Source organism: Mesorhizobium sp. WSM3859 (assembly GCF_002295065.1).
Lineage (GTDB): Bacteria > Pseudomonadota > Alphaproteobacteria > Rhizobiales > Rhizobiaceae > Mesorhizobium.
This window is the reverse complement of record NZ_NSGG01000001.1, coordinates 589,078-608,398: the sequence shown is the minus strand read 5'-3', so window position 1 is coordinate 608,398 and position 19,321 is coordinate 589,078. Positions and strand designations below refer to the sequence as shown.

Below are 19,321 nucleotides of genomic sequence, written 5' to 3'. Positions count from 1 at the left end.
GCTCACCGAAACGTGAGCGTCTGTTGAAGGAGAGATACCATGAAGAAGCTCATTCTGGCGTCTGTTTCGGCGCTCGCCCTGCTGGGGGTCGCGGCTTGTAGCGACAATGGCACCGACAACACTACCACCCAGAGTACGAATCCGCCGGCCAACGAGCAGCCGATGAAGCCTGCTTCGCCCGACGCTTCGAAGCCTGCTGAACCGGCTCCGGCAACAAATCCGGCTCCTGCCGCGCCTGCGCAGTAAGAGCCGACCGATAGATTCGAGGAAGGCCGGCATTGCCGGCCTTTCTTTTGTCCCATCGATCCCAAAGTCGCCGATCACCTGCGGCAATGTCCAGGCTTGATAGAACCGCCCGGTTCGCTTTATGAAGCCGGCATGTCGATTTGGGACCGCCTCGGCGACTTCATCGCTCGTGTTTCGTCGTCGGCGTCCTCGGGCGTCGCGGATGTCGTGGAAGCCGTGCGCACTGTGTTTTCCGGCGATCCGGACCTGCGCCGGCGCGTGGCCTTCTCGGTGGCGATGATCGCGCTGTCGGCCAAGATGGCCAAGGCCGACGGCATCGTCACCCAGGACGAGGTGCGCGCCTTCCAGGAAATCTTCGAGGTGCCGCCGAGCGAGACGCGCAACGTGGCGCGGCTTTACAACATCGCCAAGCAGGACGTTGCCGGCTTCGAGACCTATGCCCAGCGCATGGCGCAGCTCTGCGGGTCCGGCCATGCCAACTGTATGATGCTGGAAGACATACTCGACGGGTTGTTCCATATCGCCAAGGCGGACGGGCTCATCCATGAGCGGGAAGGCCAGTTCCTGCATCGGATCGCCGAGATTTTTCGCATCGACGAGGCGCATTACGAGGCGATCTTGTCGCGGCATGTCAATCTCGGCGCCGCCGATCCCTACGTCGTTCTGGGCATCGAACGCGGCAAGCCATTCGAGGAGATCAGGAAACGCTATCGCAAGCTGATCTCCGACAATCACCCGGACAGGTTGATCGCGCGCGGCCTGCCGCAGGAATTCATCAAGATCGCCACGAGCAGGGTCGCCGCGATCAATGCCGCCTATGAGATGATCGAGCGGGGCCTCAGGCACGCATGAGCGGTTTTCTGCCCGACCAGCCAAGTGCGGAGGTCCGGGTCTCGCCGAATTTCGGCCCACGCCGCGAGACGCTCCGGCCCGACATGATCGTGCTGCACTATACCGGCATGGCAAGCGGCGCCGGCGCCGAGGCGTGGCTATGCGATCCGGCGAGCGAGGTGTCCTCGCACTACCTCGTTCACGAGGACGGCCGTATCGTGCAAATGGTGCGCGAGAGCGATCGCGCCTGGCATGCCGGCAAGAGTTCCTGGCTCGGGCGAACCGACATCAACTCCTGCTCGGTCGGCATCGAGATCGTCAATCCCGGGCACACGCTGGGCTACAAGGCCTTCCCGCGGCGGCAGATCGGCGCCGTGATCGAGTTGTGCGCGGGTATCGCGGGGCGCCATTCCATTCCCGCGGCAAGGGTGCTCGCACATTCGGACGTGGCGCCAGGCCGCAAGGTCGATCCGGGCGAGAAATTCCCTTGGAAGGCGCTGTTCGCGGCCGGTGTCGGTCACCTTGTGCCGGCGGCGCCGATAAAGGCGGGCGCTGCGCTGAAGGCCGGCGATGCCGGCTCCGAGGTCGAGGCGTTGCAATCGATGCTGGCGCTCTATGGCTATGGCGTCGAGATATCGGGTGTCTATGACCGGCAGACAGAAATCGGGGTGGCCGCGTTCCAGCGGCATTTCCGCCGACGGCTGGTAGACGGCGTGGCGGACAATTCGACGATCCGCACGCTGCAGAGGCTCCTGGCTTCCGTAAAGGTAACTCCCGTCAAATAGTCGCGCCGGGATCCTTAGATTACAATCTGTCATTCAAAGTGAATTGCGTCGCCTTCTTTGCCGCCAATTCCGCCGCCAAATGCCTCTCCCGCAAGTTGTCGGGCGTCTATCCCCCCGGACGATCCGATGTTGAATTGGCGCAGCCGCGTGAAGATCTTCGCGCGGTTCTAACAGAACAGGACTACATGCAGAGATTGACCGTTTTAGCGGCAGCCGTTGCTGCCGGAGTGATAAGTTTTGCGTTCAACCAGGCCAACAGTGCCCCGCTGAGCCCCAGGTCAGACAACGGCTTCGCGGCCGTAGCGCCAAAGGCGAGCGCCAAAACACCAAATACCGCGCGGGCTGCTCCGGCAAGGGTTCAGAAGGCCGCCGCAACCCGGGTGACAAAATCGACGGCCAAACGCGCCAGGCCCGGCAGAAAGGCTATCGATCTCACCACGACTGCTTCGATCCACCCCAGCAAGATCGCGGTGGCGACGCCCTCTGCAGCCGGCGACGGCCAGTATTCCTCGATCATTGCCCGCTATGCCGCGAGCTATGGCGTACCGGTGTCCCTGGCCAAGGCCGTCATCAAGATCGAAAGCAACTATCGGCCGAACATGGTCGGCGGCGCCGGCGAGATCGGCCTGATGCAGATCAAGCCGGCGACGGCGCGGATGATGGGTTATACCGGTTCGGCCAAGGGATTGTTCGATCCCGACACCAACATCAAATACGGCATGAAGTACCTTGCCATGGCGCGGGATCTTGGCGGCGGCACCACCTGCGGCACGATCCTGAAATACAATGCGGGTCATGGCGCGACGCGGATGAACCCTGTCTCCGCCGCCTATTGCAGCAAGGTGAAGGTGCAGATGGTGGCGCTGGGCTCGCCGGCCTGAGCGCATCGTCGAAGTGGATTTGGGCAACGCGTGCGCTTTATGCGGGTCGTTGCCCCAAACCGCCGTATTTGGGACGAGGCGCTTTTTTGTTTGCGTTTTCAGGCGGGAATCCCTTTATACGCGCTTGCCAGCTGGCCGGGCGGCCGCACCCGCGGGAACCGAAAGGTTGCGGGTGAGGAAAGTCCGGGCTCCATGGAGACACGGTGCCGGCTAACGGCCGGCGGGGGCGACCCCAGGGAAAGTGCCACAGAAAGCAAACCGCCGCGGCATTGCCGTGGCAAGGGTGAAAGGGTGGGGTAAGAGCCCACCGCGCGACTGGCAACAGGAGCGGCAGGGCAAACCCCACCGGGAGCAAAACCGAATAGGGGCGGTGCGAGGGGAAACCTTCGAGGGCTGTTTCCGGCCCACCGTCCGGGTAGGTTGCGTGAGGCGCGTGGCAACGTGCGCCCAAGATGAATGGCCGCCACGTTCTCGCCGCAAGGCGAGGGCCATACAGAACCCGGCTTACAGGCCAGCTGGCATTTTTCTCGTCGTGATAGCTAAACGGGATCAGGAGGTTACGCCGACGGGCGAGACCTCCGATTCAAGCATTTCTGCAAAACAGCCTCCTCGACGCGGTCAAAACGCGTCCTTGAAGCTGGTGCGATTAAATCGTACCTTCCAAGAAGGACAGGAGCACGTCATGGGCCAGGTCGACAAACGCAGCATCACGCTTTCGCCGGAACTGGCGCAGGCTGTCGACGATGTCGTCGCCGCCGGCGAATACGCATCAGCCAGTGAAGTCATCCGCGATGCACTCAGGCAGTGGAAGGAGCGCCGCGATCTGCTCGGATATACTATCGAGGAATTGCGGGAACTGGTGCAGGAGGGGATCGATAGCGGACCGGCGCTGGACGGCCCCCCCTTAATGGAGCGATTGCGCGCCAGATATGCGAAGATGGCGGAAGCCAAAGGCGCTGACGAGTGAAGTACCGCCTGCTTCCACAGGCACTGGTCGACCTCGAAGCTATCGGCGACTATATCGCCGCCCACAATCCTAATGCCGCAATCCGTTTTGTGGAAACTCTCCAGCGGCGATGGGACTTGCTAACTCTCCATCCCCGATCAGGCGCACCGCGCGACGACATCCTGCCGGGCATTCGCCACGTTGTTGTCGGGGAATACCTTACGTTTTATCGAATTGGCGACGATGCGATCGAAATTCTGCGCGTGCTGCACGGCCGGCGCAGGATCGAGACAGAGGATCTGGGACCCTAGCCACTCAGCTGCCGGCTTTGTCCAACGACGCCTCAATCGCCTGCCAGAGTTCCTCGACCGGCTCGCAACCGATCGACAGGCGCACGAAACCCGGCGGCACGGCGTCGCCGCGCTTCGAGCGCCGTTCAGCCGACGTGTGCACGCCGCCGAAAGAGGTCGCCGATTCAATCAGCGCGCAATTGTCGATGAACGCCTCGGCCTTCTGTTCCGAGGTCAGTTCGAACGAGATGAGGAAGCCGAAGCGATCCATCTGGGCACGGGCCAGATTGTGCGAGGCATCGCCCTCGAGGCCGGGATAGCGCAGGCCGCTGACCGCGCGGTGATCCTTCAGCCGCCGGGCGATCGTTTCGGCTGTGGAACACATCCGGTCGAAACGCACTTCCAGCGTTTCCAACCCGCGATGCACAAGCCAGGCCTCGAAGGGACCGGGGATGCCGCCGACCAGGCTGCGCCAGTCGGTCACCTTGGCGATGAGGTCGGCATCGCGGCTCGCGACATGGCCGAAGAGCACATCGGAATGACCGTTCACAGCCTTGGTGTCGGCGGAGACGACGATGTCGGCGCCGAGGTCGAGCGGTCGCTGGCCGAAGGGCGTCATCGTCGTGTTGTCGACGACCAGCAGCCCATCCTGCCGGTGGACGGCTCCGGCCACCGCCGCGATATCGCAGATGTCCAGCCGGGGATTGGACGGCGTCTCTGCAAAAACCAGCCGGTAACCTTCGAAGCCGCCGTCGAGGAAGGTCGGCGTCGGCCTGGTGTCGCAGGCAATACCGAGGGGATTGAGGAAGCGCTCGGCCATGGCGCGCGTGGCGTGATAGCCGTCTGACGGCAGAAGCACGCGGTCGCCTGATTTCAGCAGCGCGAAAAACACCGACGAGATCGCGCCCATTCCGGACGGGAAAGCGACGCATTGCGCGTCTTCGAGGTGGCCAAGCGCGTGCTCGACGGCGCGCCAGGTCGGATTGTCGTAGCGGCCATACTGATCGAAGCCGGCTTCAGCGCCCGCCGTGTGGAAGATCGATGCCATGGTCAGCGGCAAAGGGATCGGGTCGCCCTTGGCGAAATCGCGGCTGCGCAAATGGGCAAGCGCCGCGGCGCGGGACTCCGCTGTTTCGGACATCAGGCTACATCCCTCCGGCTGAATGGCAGTTGCCCACGACGCTAGGCGTGCCGGCTGTTCGCGGCAAGCAGCGTCCTTTTGGGCCAGAGGGCTCTAAACGCTTCGTTAGGCTTAATGGAGGATAAAGACGAGACGTGCCTTCAGCCTGCGCTTTCTGGTTGTGGCGCAGATTTGTGATGCCTGTTCCCGTTGACGCCCATAGTACCCCATGATATCCCGTTCACATCATCAAGCTTTCGTTCCGCGTCAGGGTGAAGCGTACGCCAATCGGGCAGCCGCGGCGGCTGCGCGTTTGCCGGTTTTCGCCCCGGTGAATGAAGCGATTTGCCGCGATTGCGGCGAGGGCGCGGAGAACAACATGGGAAGGGGTGCGGCGGCGGAAGCGGCTGTAGCGTTCATTGGACCGATTTCTGTCAAACGCGGTGAACAGGATCGATGCGAAGGGGCGGGTCTCCGTTCCGGCGCATTTCCGTGCGGTGGTTCAAAAACGCGGCTATTCGGAGCTTTACGCGCTGCGTTGCCTGGACCTGCCGGCCATGGATGTCGGCGGACTCGACCTGCTCGACCGCTACGAGCAGCGGATCGCGCTGGAGGATCCCTTTCTGCAGACGGCGGACGACATGTCCTTCTTCTGCCACGGCGATGGGACATTCCTGAAGCTCGACCAGGACGGCCGCATCACCATGACCGACTTCATCCGCGAACATACGGGCATCTCGAACGAGGTGGCCTTTGTCGGCCGCGGCAATTTCTTTCAGATCTGGGAGCCGGGACGGCTTTCCGCCTATGGGGCGCAGGCGCGCGCCAGGCTTTTGCAGCTTCGGCAGGGGACGAAGCCTGGGGAGCGATCGGAATGATGGCAGGCCACGGCGATGATCCTCACGCCGTTGGCGGACCGGCCCGCCACATTCCGGTCCTCCTTGCCGAGGTGCTCGACGCGCTTGCGCCGAAGGCCGGCGAGACGATCGTCGACGGGACATTCGGCGCCGGTGGCTACACCAGCGCGATCCTCGATCGCGGCGCCTCCGTCGTTGCCATCGACCGCGACCCGGACGCAATTGCGGCGGGCAGGGCGCTGGAGCGGCAGGCCGGCGGCAGGCTGAGGCTCGTTCAAGCGCCGTTCTCGACGCTGGACGAACATGTCGAAGGCGCCGACGGCGTGGTGCTCGACATCGGCGTTTCGTCCATGCAGCTCGACCAGGCGGAGCGCGGCTTTTCGTTTCGCGCCGATGGGCCGCTCGACATGCGCATGGCGCAGTCGGGGCTTTCCGCCGCCGATGTCGTCAACACCTTCAAGGCCGGCGACCTTGCCCGCATCTTCGGCTTTCTCGGCGAGGAGCGCCATGCCGGCCGCATCGCGCGCATGATCGAGAGCCGGCGCGAGAAGAAACCTTTCGAGCGCACGCTCGAACTCGCCGACGCCATCGAAACGCATATCGGACGAGGCCCGAAGGACAAGATCCATCCGGCCACCCGCGTCTTCCAGGCGTTGCGCATCTTCGTCAATGATGAGCTTGGCGAGCTTGCAAGGGCGCTGCTGGCAGCCGAGCGGGCGCTGAAGCCCGGTGGCCGGCTTGCGGTCGTGACCTTCCACTCCCTGGAAGACCGCATCGTCAAGCGCTTCATTGCCGACCGTTCCGAAGCCGCCAGCGGCTCGCGACACATGCCAGACGCGCCCCAGCGCGCCGCGACTTTCCGCAAGGCCGGCGGCGGTGTGACGCCGGCGGAGGCCGAGATTGCGACCAACCCGCGAGCGCGCTCGGCTAGGCTGCGCGCGGCGATCCGCACCGAAGCGCCGGCGCGCGCGGGCGATTTTTCGATTTTCGGCCTTCCAAAGCTTCCCGCCGTCGAACGGCCGGGAGAGAGGTGAGCACGTGTTTCGTACCAGCGACATAGTCCTGATCGCCGTCATGGTCTCGGCCGCGGCCCTGACCTACAAGACCAAGCGCGAGGCCGAGGAGCAACTGGCGGCCGTGCAGAAGATCCAGGCGCAGATCCGCTACGAGGAAGACACGATCGATCTCCTCAAGGCGGATTGGAGCCTGCTTACCCAGCCATCGCGGCTGCAGAAGCTTGCCGACGTCTACAAAAGCCAGCTCGGGCTCGAACCGGTCGGCGCCCGCCAGATTGGCGGCCTTGACGACATTCCGGTGAAACCGCTGACCATCGAGGACCTCTCCTCGCAACGGCTTGGCGGCATGGCCGACAATTCCGGCAATGGACCTGCGGGCGACAAGGATCCGGTCGTCACGGGGAGCACGGTGCAATGATCAGCAGGTTTCCAAGGATCGGTGACCTGCTGAAGCGTCGGAAGAAGAGCACCGAGGACGGCTCGATCGTCGTCGACGCCGCGCGCAAGGCGACGGGCGGCAAGGCCAGGACCCGCATCGTCATGACGATGGCGGTGTTCTTCACCCTCTATTCGACGATTGCCGGCCGGCTTGTCTATCTCGGCCTGCAGAATCCGGACCTGTCGGACGGCCCGCAGAGCAGGGTCACCGCGTCGCGTCCCGATATCGTCGACCGCAACGGCGAAGTGCTAGCGACCGACATCAAGACAGCCTCGCTGTTTGCCGAGCCGCGGCGCATCGTCGATGCCGACGAAGCGATCGAGAAATTGTCGACCGTGCTGCCGGAGATCGACTACGAGCAGACCTATCGCAAGCTCAAGAGCGGCGCCGGCTTCGTCTGGCTGCAGCGCCAGCTGACGCCGAAGCAGCAGGCCGACATCATGGCGTTGGGCGTTCCCGGCCTCGGCTTCCGCACCGAAAAGCGCCGCTTCTATCCGAGCGGCGAGACCTCGTCCTATGTCGTCGGCCTGACCAATATCGACAACCAGGGCATCTCCGGCATGGAGAAGTATATCGACGAGCAGGGGCTGAGCGACCTGCAGGCGTCGGGCCTTGCCATCCCCAAGGACCTCAAGCCTATCAGGCTTTCGATTGATCTGCGCGTCCAGCATGTAGTGCGCGACGAGATCGCCGCCGGCCTGGAGCGCTATCGCGCCATGGGCGCCGGCGCCGTCGTGCTGAACATCAAGACGGGCGAAGTGATGGCGATGGCCTCGGTGCCGGACTTCGACCCCAACAATCCCTACAATGCCCAGGACAAAGACCGGCTGAACCGCATGTCGGCAGGCCTCTACGAGATGGGCTCCACGTTCAAGAGCTTCACCTCGGCGATGGCGCTCGATTCCGGCAAGGCGACGATGAACAGCCGCTTCGACGCGTCGCATCCGATCCGGGTCGGCCATCAGGCCATTCACGATTTCCACGGCAAGAACCGCGTGCTGTCGCTGCCGGAGGTGTTCCTCTATTCGTCCAACATCGGCTCAGCCAGGGAGGCCGAACTCGTCGGCATCGAGGGGCACCGCGAATTCCTGCACCGCCTAGGCATTCTGGAAAGGATGCAGACCGAACTGCCGGAGGTCGCGCGCCCGACCGAGCCTAAGGTCTGGAAACAAGTCAATTCGTTCACCATCGCCTTCGGTCATGGCGTGTCGACGACGCCGCTGCAGGCCGCTGTCGGCTGCGCGGCGCTGATGCAGGGTTATCTGATCGAGCCGACTTTCCTGGTCCGCAGCGAACAGGAGGCCATGGCGGTGGCCAAGAAGGTGGTCAGCGACAAGACGGTCGAAGGCATGCGCTACCTCTATACGCTCAATGCCGAGAAGGGTTCGGCCAGAAACGCCAGAGCCCCCGGCTATCGTGTCGGCGGCAAGACCGGAACGGCCGAGAAGGTCATCAACGGCCGTTACTCCAAGGAATTGAACTTCAATACCTTCGTCGCCGCTTTCCCGATGGACGATCCGCAATTTCTGGTGTTCACCATCGCCGACGCCCCGCATCCGGAAAAGCCCGGCATGACGGACGTTGCCGCCAACAATGCGGGGGTTATCGCCGGCAATATCATCAGGCGCTCGGCGGCCATGCTTGGCGTGAAGCCAGATTTCAGCCATGAAAATGGTGCAACGCTGGTTTCGTATCAGTGATTCTTGGGGCGCGCCGGCAACTGCGCGCTATTTTGTTGCGGTGAACGGGACTCAATGCATCTAAAAGATCTAGCCGGTATCCTGCCTGTCGAGGGAACAGCTTCCGGCGATCTGGAGGTGACCGGACTTTCCTCCGATTCCCGCTCGGTCAAGACGGGCGTGGTCTTCTTCGCGCTCGCCGGCAGCAAGGCCGATGGCTCGGCCTATGCCGCCGATGCCGCCGGCCGGGGTGCTGTCGCGATCGTCGCCGGCAAGGGCGCGGCCGTTTCCGGCCTGTCGATCCCGGTTCTTGCGGTCGATGATCCGCGCCATGCGCTGGCGCTCGCCGCCGCACGCTTCTTCGGCCGCCAGCCTGAGACCATGGTCGCCGTCACCGGCACCGCCGGCAAGACATCCGTCGCTGCTTTCACCCGCCAGATCTGGGAGCAGGCGGGTTTTGCCGCCGCCTCGATCGGCACGACCGGCGTGGTGGCGCCCGGCCGCAACGAATATGGCTCGCTGACGACGCCCGATCCGGTAGCGCTGCACCGGTTGCTCAAGGAACTCGCGGATGCCGGCGTGACCCATGCCTCGATGGAAGCCTCGAGCCACGGCCTCGACCAGCGTCGTCTCGATGGCGTGAAGCTTGTGGCCGGCGCCTTCACCAATCTCGGCCGCGACCACATGGACTACCATCCGACGGTCGAGGACTATCACCGCGCCAAGCTGCGCCTGTTCGACACGCTGCTGCCGAAAGGCGCCCCGGCGATCGTCTTCGCCGACGACCCGTGGTCGGAGCCGACGGTTCATGCTGCAAAGGCGGCGGGCCTCAAGGTCCTGACCGTCGGTCGCCATGGCGATTTCCTGACGCTGAAGCGGGTCGAGCATGAGCGCCATCGCCAGCGCGCCGAAATCGTGGCCGACGGCATGCTGCACGAGGTCGACCTGCCCTTGGCAGGCGATTTCCAGATCGCCAATGCGCTGGTCTCGGCCGGCCTTGCCATTTCGACTGGAACGCCGGCGGCCAAAGCCTTGGCGGCATTGGAGAAATTGAAAGGCGCGCCGGGCCGGCTCGACCTCGTCGGCGCCACTGCCGCCGGCGCCCCTGTCTATGTCGACTACGCGCACAAGCCCGACGCGCTGGAAAATGTACTGACCTCGGTGCGGCCTTTCACCACGGGCCGCGTCGTCGTGGTGTTCGGCTGCGGCGGCGACCGCGATCGGGGAAAGAGGCCGATCATGGGCGAGATCGCGACCCGGCTCGCCGATGTCGTCATCGTCACCGACGACAATCCGCGCAGCGAGGTGCCAGAAACCATCCGCGCGGCGATCCTTGCCGCCGCACCCGGCGCCATCGAGATCGGCGACCGCCGCAAGGCGATCCATGAGGCGGTGGCGATGCTGCGCGCCGGCGATACGCTCATCGTCGCCGGCAAGGGGCATGAGGAAGGCCAGACCATCGGCAGCGAAACCTTTCACTTCTCCGATCATGAGGAAGTTCGCGATGCGCTGAAGGAGCGCGCCGCATGAACCTGCTGTGGACGTCGGAAGCGCTGGTCGAAGCCATGGAAGGCAGGCCGATCGGCTCGCTGCCGCAACGCATCACCGGTATTTCGATCGACAGCCGCAGCCTGGAGCCGGGAAACGCCTTCTTCGCCATCAAGGGCGAGGTGATGGACGGCCATGATTTCGCGACCGCGGCGGTGAAAGCGGGAGCGGCCGTGCTGGTCGTCGCCGAGGGCAAGCTGCCCTCGCTCGGCCGGCTGACGGCGCCGATGATCGTCGTGCAGGACGTGCTTGCGGCCCTCGAGAAGCTCGGCGTCGCGGCTCGCGCGCGTTCGAAGGCGAAGGTCATTGCCGTCACCGGCTCGGCCGGCAAGACGACCACCAAGGAAGCGCTGCTCCATGTGCTGTCGGCGGTCGGCAAGGTGCATGCCTCGGCGCAGTCGTTCAACAATCATTGGGGCGTGCCGCTGACGCTCGCGCGCATGCCGCAGGACTGCGACTACGCGGTCTTCGAGATCGGCATGAACCATCCCGGCGAGATCAGGCCCCTTGTCAAGATGGTCAGGCCGCACGTCGCCATCGTGACGATGATTGCCGCCGCCCATCTCGGCTTCTTCAAGAATCTCGACGAGATCGCCATGGCCAAGGCCGAGATCTTCGAGGGGATCGAGCCCGGCGGCGCCGCGCTGCTCAACCGCGACGATCCACGCTGGAAGCTGCTCGGGAAAATGGCGAAAGACGCAGGCGTCGAGCATGTCTTCGGCTTCGGCGAAAATGTCCGCTCGGCCTTCCGCCTAGTCGGCTGCGAGCTTCATGCCGACCATTCCGACATCGCCGTCAAGGTCGGCAAAAGGGACCTGACGGCCCGTGTCGGGGCGCCCGGCCGCCATATCGTGCAGAACGTTCTGGCGGTGCTTGGCGCCGCGCAACTGGTCGGCGCCGATCTCGACAGGGTCGCGGCGGCGCTTGCCGACCTGTCGGCCGAACGCGGGCGTGGCCGGCGCCATGTCCTGCACCATCCAAACGGGCCGATCACGCTGATCGACGAGAGCTACAACGCCAATCCGGCGTCGATGGCCGCCGCCATGGCGCTGCTCAACGCTACGCCCGTCTCGGGCGAGGGTCGGCGCATCGCGGTGCTGGGCGACATGCTGGAGCTTGGCAGCCATTCGGCGAAGCTCCATGCGGCACTGGCCGAACTGATCGTCGGCACGGGCACGCGCAACGTCTTTCTAGGCGGGCCGGAAATGCAAGCATTGGCCAAGGTTCTGCCCCCCGAGGTCCAGACGGAGTATCGGGCAGGCGCCGACGAGCTGAAGCCGATCGTGATCTCCGCGCTCAGGCCCGGCGACGTGGTGATGGTCAAGTCGTCTAAGGGCATCGGGTTTTCAAAGCTGGTCGAGGCATTGCTCGGCAAATTTCCGGCGGAAGCCACAAACATTAAGCCGGCCTAGGTCGGGTTCCGGGGGGACGGAAGGACCATGTTCACACTGCTCGTCGATTTCGCGGACAAGATCTCGTTCTTCAACGTCTTCCGCTACATCACTTTTCGCACCGGCGGCGCGCTGATCACCTCGGCGCTGATCGTCTTCATCTTCGGGCCGACGATCATCAATTCGCTGCGCCTGCGGCAAGGCAAGGGCCAGCCGATCCGCGCCGACGGCCCGCAGACGCATTTCAAGAAGGCTGGAACGCCGACCATGGGCGGGCTGATGATCCTGTCCGGCATCATCGGTTCGTCGCTTTTATGGGCAAATCTTTCCTCGATCTATGTCTGGGTTGTGCTGCTGGTCACCGTGGGCTTCGGCTCGATCGGCTTTTACGACGACTATCTCAAGGTCACCAAGCAGTCGCATCTGGGCTTCTCCGGCAAGGCGAGGCTGGCGATCGAATTCGTCGTCGCGGCGATCGCCGCGTGGGTGATCATGCATAACGGCCAGGCGCCGTTCTCATCGTCGCTGACCTTCCCTTTCGCCAAGGAATTCCTGATCAACCTCGGTTGGTTCTTCGTCCCGTTCTCGTGCTTCGTTATCGTCGGCGCCGGCAATGCGGTGAACTTGACCGACGGCCTCGATGGCCTCGCCATCGTGCCGATCATGATCGCGGCGGCGTCCTTCGGCGTCATCGCCTATCTCTCGGGCAACGCGGTGTTCGCCGAATATCTGCAGATCCATTTCGTGCCCGGCACCGGCGAGCTTGCCGTCGTGCTCGGCGCGGTGATCGGCGCCGGTCTCGGCTTCCTCTGGTTCAATGCCCCGCCGGCGGCGATCTTCATGGGCGACACCGGCTCGCTGGCGATGGGCGGCCTGATCGGCACGATCGCCGTCGCAACCAAGCACGAGATCGTGCTGGTCATCGTCGGCGGCCTGTTCGTGGTCGAGATTTTCTCGGTCATCATCCAGGTCGGCTATTTCAAGATGACCGGCAAGCGCGTCTTCCTGATGGCGCCGATCCATCATCATTTCGAAAAGCTCGGCTGGACCGAAAGCCAGGTGGTGATCCGCTTCTGGATCATTGCCGTCATCCTGGCGCTGGTCGGCCTCTCCACCCTCAAGCTCAGATAGGATGCCCGCTTGATTCCCGCCGCTTCCTTTTCAGGCAAACGCGTTTCGCTCTTCGGGCTTGGCGGCTCCGGAATCGCCACCGCGCATGCGCTGATCGCGGGCGGCGCGGAGGTGCTGGCCTGGGACGACAATCCTGAAAGCGTCGCCAGGGCAGCGGCCGCGGGCATCGCGACGGGTGATCTGCGCGCCGCCGACTGGCCGCGCTTCGCCGCCTTCGTGCTGTCGCCGGGGGTGCCGCTGACGCATCCGAAGCCGCATTGGACGGTGGAGCTCGCGCGCGGCGCCGGCGTCGAGGTGATAGGCGATATCGAGCTGTTCTGCCGCGAGCGCACTAACCGCGCGCCGGCAGCACCCTTCATCGCGATCACGGGCACCAACGGCAAGTCGACGACGACGGCGCTGACGGCGCATATCCTGCAGTCGGCGGGGCGCGACACGCAGATGGGCGGCAATATCGGCCGCGCCATCATGACGCTCGATCCGCCCGAGCCGAAGCGGCACTATGTGGTGGAGTGCTCGTCCTACCAGATCGATCTCGCGCCCTCGATCAACCCGACCGCCGGCATACTGCTCAACCTGACGCCCGACCATCTCGACCGGCACGGCACGATGGCGCATTACGCCTCGATCAAGGAAACGCTGGTCGCCGGCTCAGACACCGCGATCGTCGGCGTCGACGATTCCTGGTGCGCCCAGATCGCCGACCGGCTGGAGCGGGCAGGGCGGCAGGTCGTCCGCATTTCCAAGCGCCTGCCGCTGACCGACGGCTATTTCGCCGACGGCACCAATCTGATGGAAGCCGTGCATGGCCGCTACAGCCGCGTCGCCTTCCTCGAGGGCATCGGCTCGCTGCGTGGCCAGCACAATGCCCAGAACGCGCTGGCCGCCGTCGCCGCCTGCCTCAAGGTCGGGCTCGAGCTCGGCGAGATCCAGGCTGGGCTCGAGAGCTTCCCCGGACTGGCGCACCGCATGGAGCAGGTCGGCCGCAAGGACCATGTGCTGTTCGTCAACGATTCCAAGGCGACCAATGCCGATGCGGCTGCTCCCGCGCTGTCGAGTTTTGCCAATCGTATCTACTGGATCGCCGGCGGTCTGCCCAAGGAAGGCGGCATCGAGCCGTTGCGCGGCTTCTTCCCGCGCATCGCCAAGGCCTATCTGATCGGCGAGGCCGCGCCCGCCTTTGCGGCGACGCTCGGGGAAGCCGTGCCCTACGAGATATCGGGAACGCTGAGGGCAGCGGTTGAGCACGCCGCCCGCGACGCCGCGAGCGACACCGGCGGCGAGGCAGTGGTGCTGCTTTCACCGGCCTGCGCCAGCTTCGACCAGTTTAAGAATTTCGAAGTTCGCGGCGAAGCCTTCAGGCAAGCTGCGACTGCTATTGATGGTGTGAAACCCATCGGAGGGCCACGTTGATGCAAAGCCGTCTCGACAAAAGTCCTGTCGCCACCTGGTGGTGGACCATCGATCGCTGGTTCCTGGCGGCGTTCCTGTCGCTGATGGGACTGGGCATCGTGTTGTCGTTCGCCGCCAGCCCGGCGGTGGCCGAACGCATCGGCCTCAGCAGCTTTCACTTCGCCACCAGGCAGATCATCTTCACCATCCCGGCGCTTGTCGTGATGCTGGCGGTCTCCTTCCTGCAGGCGAGGCAGATAAGACGCATGTCGCTGGTGCTGATCTGCATCATGCTGGTGCTGATGGTGGCGGTGCTCTACGTCGGCGTCGAGGTGAAGGGCGCGAGGCGCTGGGTGTCGCTTGCCGGCCTGTCCATCCAGCCGTCCGAGTTCCTCAAGCCGGCCTTCGTCATCATCTGCGCGTGGCTGTTTGCCGAGCATAAGCGCCAGCTCGACATCCCCGGCAACCTGTTCGCTCTCCTCCTTCTGGTGCTTGTGGTTTCTCTTCTGGTCGCTCAGCCCGATCTTGGCCAGACCATGCTGGTCACCGGCACTTGGGGCGTTATGTTCTTCATGGCCGGGCTGCCGTGGCTGTGGATCATGGCCCTCGGCGTCACTGGTGCGACTGGCCTGTTCGCCGCTTATACGGTGTTTCCGCACGTTGCCCTGCGCATCAACAAGTTCCTGACAGGCGAGGGCGATACGTTTCAGGTCGATATGGGCCGCGAGGCACTGATCAACGGCAGCTGGTTCGGCGTTGGGCCGGGTGAGGGAACTGTCAAGCGCATTGTTCCGGACGCTCATACCGACTTCGTGTTCTCGGTCGCGGGCGAGGAGTTCGGCCTGATCATGTGCTTCTTCATCATGTCGATCTTCGCCTTCATCGTGCTGCGCGGCTTGAGCATCGCGCTCAAGGAGCACGACGATTTCACCCGCTACGCGGTGGGCGGTCTCGTCACCATCTTCGGATTGCAGTCGGCCATCAACATGTGCGTGAACCTGCAACTGATGCCCGCCAAGGGCATGACGCTGCCCTTCATCTCCTATGGCGGCTCCTCGCAGATCGCCATCGCCGTCTCGATGGGCATGGTGCTGGCATTGACGCGCAAGCGTCCGGAAAAGCGCAAGCAGATGGGCTTCGTCCTCGCGCAGCGCGCAATCCCGGCGGAATGAGGCAGGATGGCGAAGGGTGTCATCCTGCTTGCAGCCGGCGGAACGGGCGGACACCTGTTTCCGGCAGAGGCGCTAGCGCATGAGCTGATCGAACGCGGCTGGAAGGTGCATCTTGCCACCGACCGGCGCGCCGAGCGCTATTCCGGACAGTTTCCGGCAACCGACATCCACGCCATCCCATCGGCGACGCTGGGCTCGAAAAATCCGGTCGCCGTGATCTCGGCGTTCTGGAAGATCTGGCAGGGCGTGCGCGAAGCAAGCCGGATCATCGCCCGGATCAAGCCGGAGGCGGTCGTCGGCTTCGGCGGCTATCCGACGCTGCCGCCGCTCTATGCGGCGACAAGGCGCAAGGTGCCGACGCTGATCCACGAGCAGAACGCCGTCATGGGCCGCGCCAACAAGGCGCTTGCCGGCCGCGTCGACGCGATTGCCGGCGGCTTCCTGCCGGAAGGCGCGAGCGCCGACGGCGCAAAGACGGTGACCACCGGCAATCCGGTCAGGCCGCAGGTGCTCGAGGCAGCGAAAACGCCCTATACGGGATCGAACGAGGGCGAGCCGTTCCGCTTGCTGGTGTTCGGCGGCAGCCAGGGCGCGCAGTTCTTTTCCGATGCGGTTCCCGCGGCGGTCGCGCTGTTGCCGCAAGACCTGCGCAAGCGCCTGGTGATTACCCAGCAGGCGCGCGCAGAAGATGTGGCGCGGGTGAAGGCGGCTTATGCCGAACTCGGCGTCGACGTCCAGGTCTCGCCCTTCTTTACCGACATGGCGGCGCGCATGGCGGCGGCGCATCTGGTGATGTCGCGCTCCGGCGCCTCCACGGTTTCGGAGATAGCGGTCATCGGCCGACCGGCGCTGCTGGTTCCTTATCCGCACGCGCTCGACCACGACCAGGCGGCGAATGCAGCCGCCCTTGCCGCCGCCGGCGGCGCCGAGCTCCATCCGCAGTCGACGCTGTCGGCGGAGCGGATTGCGCAACTGGTCGGCGGGCTTATGCAGGACCCGGATCGGTTGGTGGCCATGGCCGCCGCCGCCCGTTCGGCCGGGAAACCGAACGCGGCGCGGTTGCTCGCCGATCTGACAGAGGCTATTGCGTCCGGCAAAACGGTTTCGGATTATAGGAGGACGCGCGCATGAAGATGCCGCAGACGATCGGCCTTGTGCATTTCATCGGCATTGGCGGCATCGGCATGAGCGGCATCGCCGAGGTGCTGCACAATCTCGGCTACAAGGTGCAGGGTTCCGACCAGGCCGACGGCGCCAATGTGCAGCGGCTGCGCGACAAGGGCATCGAATGCTTCGTCGGCCACAAGGCCGAGAATCTCGGCGATGCCGAAGTCGTCGTCGTTTCGACCGCGATCAAGAAATCCAACCCCGAGCTGAAGGCTGCGCGGGAGAAGCTTTTGCCGATCGTGCGCCGGGCCGAGATGCTGGCTGAACTGATGCGCTTCCGCCAGGCGGTCGCCATCGGCGGCACGCACGGCAAGACGACGACCACCTCGATGGTGGCGACGCTGCTCGAGGCCGGCGGGCTCGATCCGACCGTCATCAATGGCGGCATCATCAATGCCTACGGCACCAACGCGCGCATGGGTGACGGCGAGTGGATGGTGGTCGAGGCGGATGAGAGCGACGGCACTTTCCTCAAACTGCCGGCCGATATTGCCGTCGTCACCAACATCGATCCCGAACATCTTGACCACTATGGTAGCTTCGACAAGGTGCGCGAGGCGTTCCGCCAGTTCGTCGAGAACGTGCCGTTCTACGGCTTCGGCGTGATGTGCACCGACCATCCGGAAGTGCAGGCGCTGGTCGGCCGCATCGAGGATCGGCGCGTCATCACCTATGGCGAGAACGCGCAGGCCGATGTTCGCTTCACCAACCATCGCATGCTGGGCGCGATCTCGGAGTTCGACGTGGTGATCCGCGACCGCAAGGGGCGCGGCACCGCGACGATAACCGGCCTGCGCCTGCCCATGCCGGGCAAGCATAACGTCTCCAACGCGACGGCGGCGATCGCGGTCGCGCACGAACTCGGCCTGTCGGATGACGCGATCAAGAAAGGTCTGTCGTCCTTCGCCGGCGTCAAGCGGCGCTTCACGCACACTGGCTCGTGGAACGGCGTCGAGGTGTTCGACGATTACGGCCACCACCCGGTCGAGATCGCGGCGGTGCTGAAGGCCGCGCGCAGCGCCACCAAAGGGCGCGTGATTGCCATCGCGCAACCGCATCGCTTCACCCGGCTGCACGATCTGTTCAACGAATTCTCCGTCTGCTTCAACGACGCGGATACGGTGATGGTAGCGCCGGTCTATGCGGCCGGCGAGGAGCCTATCGACGGCGTGACGTCCGATGCGCTGGTTGCGCGCATCCGTTCCGGCGGCCATCGCGACGCGCGCTATATCGATGGCCCGGCGGCGATCGCGCCCGCCATTCGCGAGCTTGCCAAGCCCGGCGATTTCATCGTCTTCCTTGGCGCTGGCAACATCACGCAATGGGCTTACGCGCTGCCCAAGGAACTTGGCGGGACGCCCTCATGATGCGCGGCCAGGATCTCATCAACAAGCTCGGCGACAAGCTTTCAGGCCTGCGCGGCCGCATCACGCCGAACGCCGAAATGGACAAGATCACCTGGTTCCGCGCCGGCGGCCTGGCGGAGGCGCTTTTCCAACCGGCCGACGAGGAAGACCTGGCGGCCTTCCTGCGCGCGGTGCCGGAAGAAGTGCCGGTCATGGTGGTCGGCGTCGGCTCGAACCTCCTGGTGCGTGACGGTGGCATTCCCGGTTTCGTCGTCAGGCTTTCGGCCAAGGGTTTTGGTGAGGCCGAAGTTGTTTCGTCGATCGGCATCAAGGCGGGCGCTGCTACGCCCGACAAGCGCCTCGCAGCGGTGGCCTATGAAGCCGGCATCGGCGGCTTCCATTTCTACCACGGCATCCCCGGCGCCGTTGGCGGCGCGCTCAGGATGAATGCGGGCGCCAACGGCGTCGAGACCCGGGAGCGCGTCGTCGAGGTGACGGCGCTGGACCGCAAGGGCAATCTCCACACGCTCAGCAATGCCGATATGGGTTATGGCTACCGCAACTCGTCCGCGCCTGCCGGGTTGATCTTCACCTCAGCCGTCTTCGAAGGGTTTGCGGAAGACAAGGCGGCGATCAAGGCGGCGATGGATGCCGTGCAGAACCATCGCGAGACGGTGCAGCCGATCCGCGAGAAAACCGGCGGCTCGACCTTCAAGAATCCGGAAGGCACCTCTGCCTGGAAGGAAATCGACAAGGCCGGCTGCCGCGGGCTGATGATCGGCGGCGCGCAGATGTCGCCGATGCATTGCAACTTCATGATCAACACGGGCACCGCGACCGGCTATGACCTGGAATATCTTGGCGAGACGGTGCGCGCGCGCGTGCTCGAGAATTCCGGCATCCGGCTGCACTGGGAAATCAAGCGCCTCGGCAATTTCCGGCCCGGACATGAGGTGCAGGAGTTCCTCGGGCAGCTCCTTTAGCGCCTGTTGAAGTTCATGTGATGCTTGAACTTCCGCGCCTCGCGGCGGCGTCAACCGTTGCTGCGAAGACTCAACAACACACTTTTCTCGACTGTTTTCGC

19 protein-coding genes and 1 other RNA gene are annotated in these 19,321 nt (G+C 64.3%); 19 read left to right on the top strand and 1 reads right to left on the bottom strand.

Features of this window, described 5'->3' with window-relative positions; genetic code table 11:
- Positions 1–39: 39 nt before the first annotated feature.
- The 7 genes from CK230_RS02930 (at position 40) to CK230_RS02900 (ending at position 4,000) form a co-directional block, all read left to right on the top strand.
- Entirely contained in the window at positions 40–246 is a 207-nt protein-coding gene (locus tag CK230_RS02930) for a hypothetical protein (protein WP_095815664.1), read from the top strand.
- 132 nt (positions 247–378) lie between these two features.
- Positions 379–1,098: a DnaJ family molecular chaperone gene (locus CK230_RS02925; RefSeq protein ID WP_095815849.1), complete on the top strand. Its 720-nt coding sequence runs from the start codon at positions 379–381 to the stop codon at positions 1,096–1,098.
- Entirely contained in the window at positions 1,095–1,862 is a 768-nt protein-coding gene (locus CK230_RS02920; protein ID WP_095815663.1) for an N-acetylmuramoyl-L-alanine amidase, read from the top strand. Before CK230_RS02925 ends, CK230_RS02920 begins: the two co-directional genes overlap by 4 nt.
- 185 nt (positions 1,863–2,047) lie before the next feature.
- Positions 2,048–2,743, top strand: coding sequence for a transglycosylase SLT domain-containing protein (locus CK230_RS02915; protein ID WP_095815662.1), 696 nt, complete (start codon positions 2,048–2,050; stop codon positions 2,741–2,743).
- 127 nt (positions 2,744–2,870) lie between these two features.
- An RNA gene (gene rnpB, locus CK230_RS02910) (RNase P RNA component class A) lies at positions 2,871–3,266 on the top strand.
- A 159-nt stretch (positions 3,267–3,425) separates the two neighbouring features.
- Positions 3,426–3,710, top strand: coding sequence for a type II toxin-antitoxin system ParD family antitoxin (locus tag CK230_RS02905; RefSeq protein ID WP_095815661.1), 285 nt, complete (start codon positions 3,426–3,428; stop codon positions 3,708–3,710).
- A complete protein-coding gene (locus CK230_RS02900; protein WP_095815660.1) occupies positions 3,707–4,000 on the top strand; it encodes a type II toxin-antitoxin system RelE/ParE family toxin in 294 nt (97 codons plus the stop codon). Before CK230_RS02905 ends, CK230_RS02900 begins: the two co-directional genes overlap by 4 nt.
- Positions 4,001–4,004: 4 nt before the next feature.
- Here the strand turns inward: CK230_RS02900 and CK230_RS02895 are convergent, their stop codons facing one another.
- A complete protein-coding gene (locus CK230_RS02895; RefSeq protein WP_095815659.1) occupies positions 4,005–5,120 on the bottom strand; it encodes a cystathionine gamma-lyase in 1,116 nt (371 codons plus the stop codon).
- A gap of 398 nt (positions 5,121–5,518) precedes the next feature.
- Between CK230_RS02895 and mraZ the strand changes: the two genes are divergently transcribed.
- The 12 genes from mraZ to murB are packed head-to-tail and all read left to right on the top strand — an operon-like array spanning position 5,519 to position 19,220.
- On the top strand, positions 5,519–5,977 hold the full coding sequence (mraZ, locus tag CK230_RS02890; protein ID WP_095815658.1) for a division/cell wall cluster transcriptional repressor MraZ: 459 nt from the start codon (positions 5,519–5,521) through the stop codon (positions 5,975–5,977).
- Entirely contained in the window at positions 5,974–6,990 is a 1,017-nt protein-coding gene (gene rsmH / locus CK230_RS02885) for a 16S rRNA (cytosine(1402)-N(4))-methyltransferase RsmH (RefSeq protein ID WP_095815657.1), read from the top strand. The genes mraZ and rsmH overlap by 4 nt, the downstream gene beginning before the upstream one ends.
- Positions 6,991–6,994: 4 nt before the next feature.
- Complete coding sequence (locus CK230_RS02880; protein WP_095815656.1) at positions 6,995–7,390, top strand: hypothetical protein; 396 nt, start codon at positions 6,995–6,997, stop codon at positions 7,388–7,390.
- Positions 7,387–9,111, top strand: a complete 1,725-nt coding sequence (locus CK230_RS02875) for a penicillin-binding protein 2 (RefSeq protein ID WP_095815655.1) — start codon at positions 7,387–7,389, stop codon at positions 9,109–9,111. The genes CK230_RS02880 and CK230_RS02875 overlap by 4 nt, the downstream gene beginning before the upstream one ends.
- A 54-nt stretch (positions 9,112–9,165) precedes the next feature.
- Positions 9,166–10,620: a UDP-N-acetylmuramoyl-L-alanyl-D-glutamate--2,6-diaminopimelate ligase gene (locus CK230_RS02870; RefSeq protein WP_095815654.1), complete on the top strand. Its 1,455-nt coding sequence runs from the start codon at positions 9,166–9,168 to the stop codon at positions 10,618–10,620.
- Positions 10,617–12,050: a UDP-N-acetylmuramoylalanyl-D-glutamyl-2,6-diaminopimelate--D-alanyl-D-alanine ligase gene (locus CK230_RS02865; protein ID WP_095815653.1), complete on the top strand. Its 1,434-nt coding sequence runs from the start codon at positions 10,617–10,619 to the stop codon at positions 12,048–12,050. The genes CK230_RS02870 and CK230_RS02865 overlap by 4 nt, the downstream gene beginning before the upstream one ends.
- Before the next feature lie 27 nt (positions 12,051–12,077).
- Positions 12,078–13,160 (top strand): phospho-N-acetylmuramoyl-pentapeptide-transferase, encoded by a 1,083-nt coding sequence (gene mraY / locus CK230_RS02860; protein ID WP_095815652.1) that lies wholly within the window; start codon positions 12,078–12,080, stop codon positions 13,158–13,160.
- A 9-nt stretch (positions 13,161–13,169) separates the two neighbouring features.
- A complete protein-coding gene (murD, locus tag CK230_RS02855) occupies positions 13,170–14,573 on the top strand; it encodes a UDP-N-acetylmuramoyl-L-alanine--D-glutamate ligase (protein WP_095815651.1) in 1,404 nt (467 codons plus the stop codon).
- On the top strand, positions 14,573–15,724 hold the full coding sequence (gene ftsW, locus CK230_RS02850; RefSeq protein WP_095815650.1) for a putative lipid II flippase FtsW: 1,152 nt from the start codon (positions 14,573–14,575) through the stop codon (positions 15,722–15,724). The genes murD and ftsW overlap by 1 nt, the downstream gene beginning before the upstream one ends.
- Positions 15,725–15,730: 6 nt before the next feature.
- Positions 15,731–16,855, top strand: a complete 1,125-nt coding sequence (gene murG / locus CK230_RS02845) for an undecaprenyldiphospho-muramoylpentapeptide beta-N-acetylglucosaminyltransferase (RefSeq protein WP_095815649.1) — start codon at positions 15,731–15,733, stop codon at positions 16,853–16,855.
- Entirely contained in the window at positions 16,852–18,258 is a 1,407-nt protein-coding gene (murC, locus tag CK230_RS02840) for a UDP-N-acetylmuramate--L-alanine ligase (protein ID WP_095815648.1), read from the top strand. Before murG ends, murC begins: the two co-directional genes overlap by 4 nt.
- On the top strand, positions 18,255–19,220 hold the full coding sequence (murB, locus tag CK230_RS02835) for a UDP-N-acetylmuramate dehydrogenase (RefSeq protein WP_095815647.1): 966 nt from the start codon (positions 18,255–18,257) through the stop codon (positions 19,218–19,220). The genes murC and murB overlap by 4 nt, the downstream gene beginning before the upstream one ends.
- Positions 19,221–19,321 lie beyond the last annotated feature (101 nt).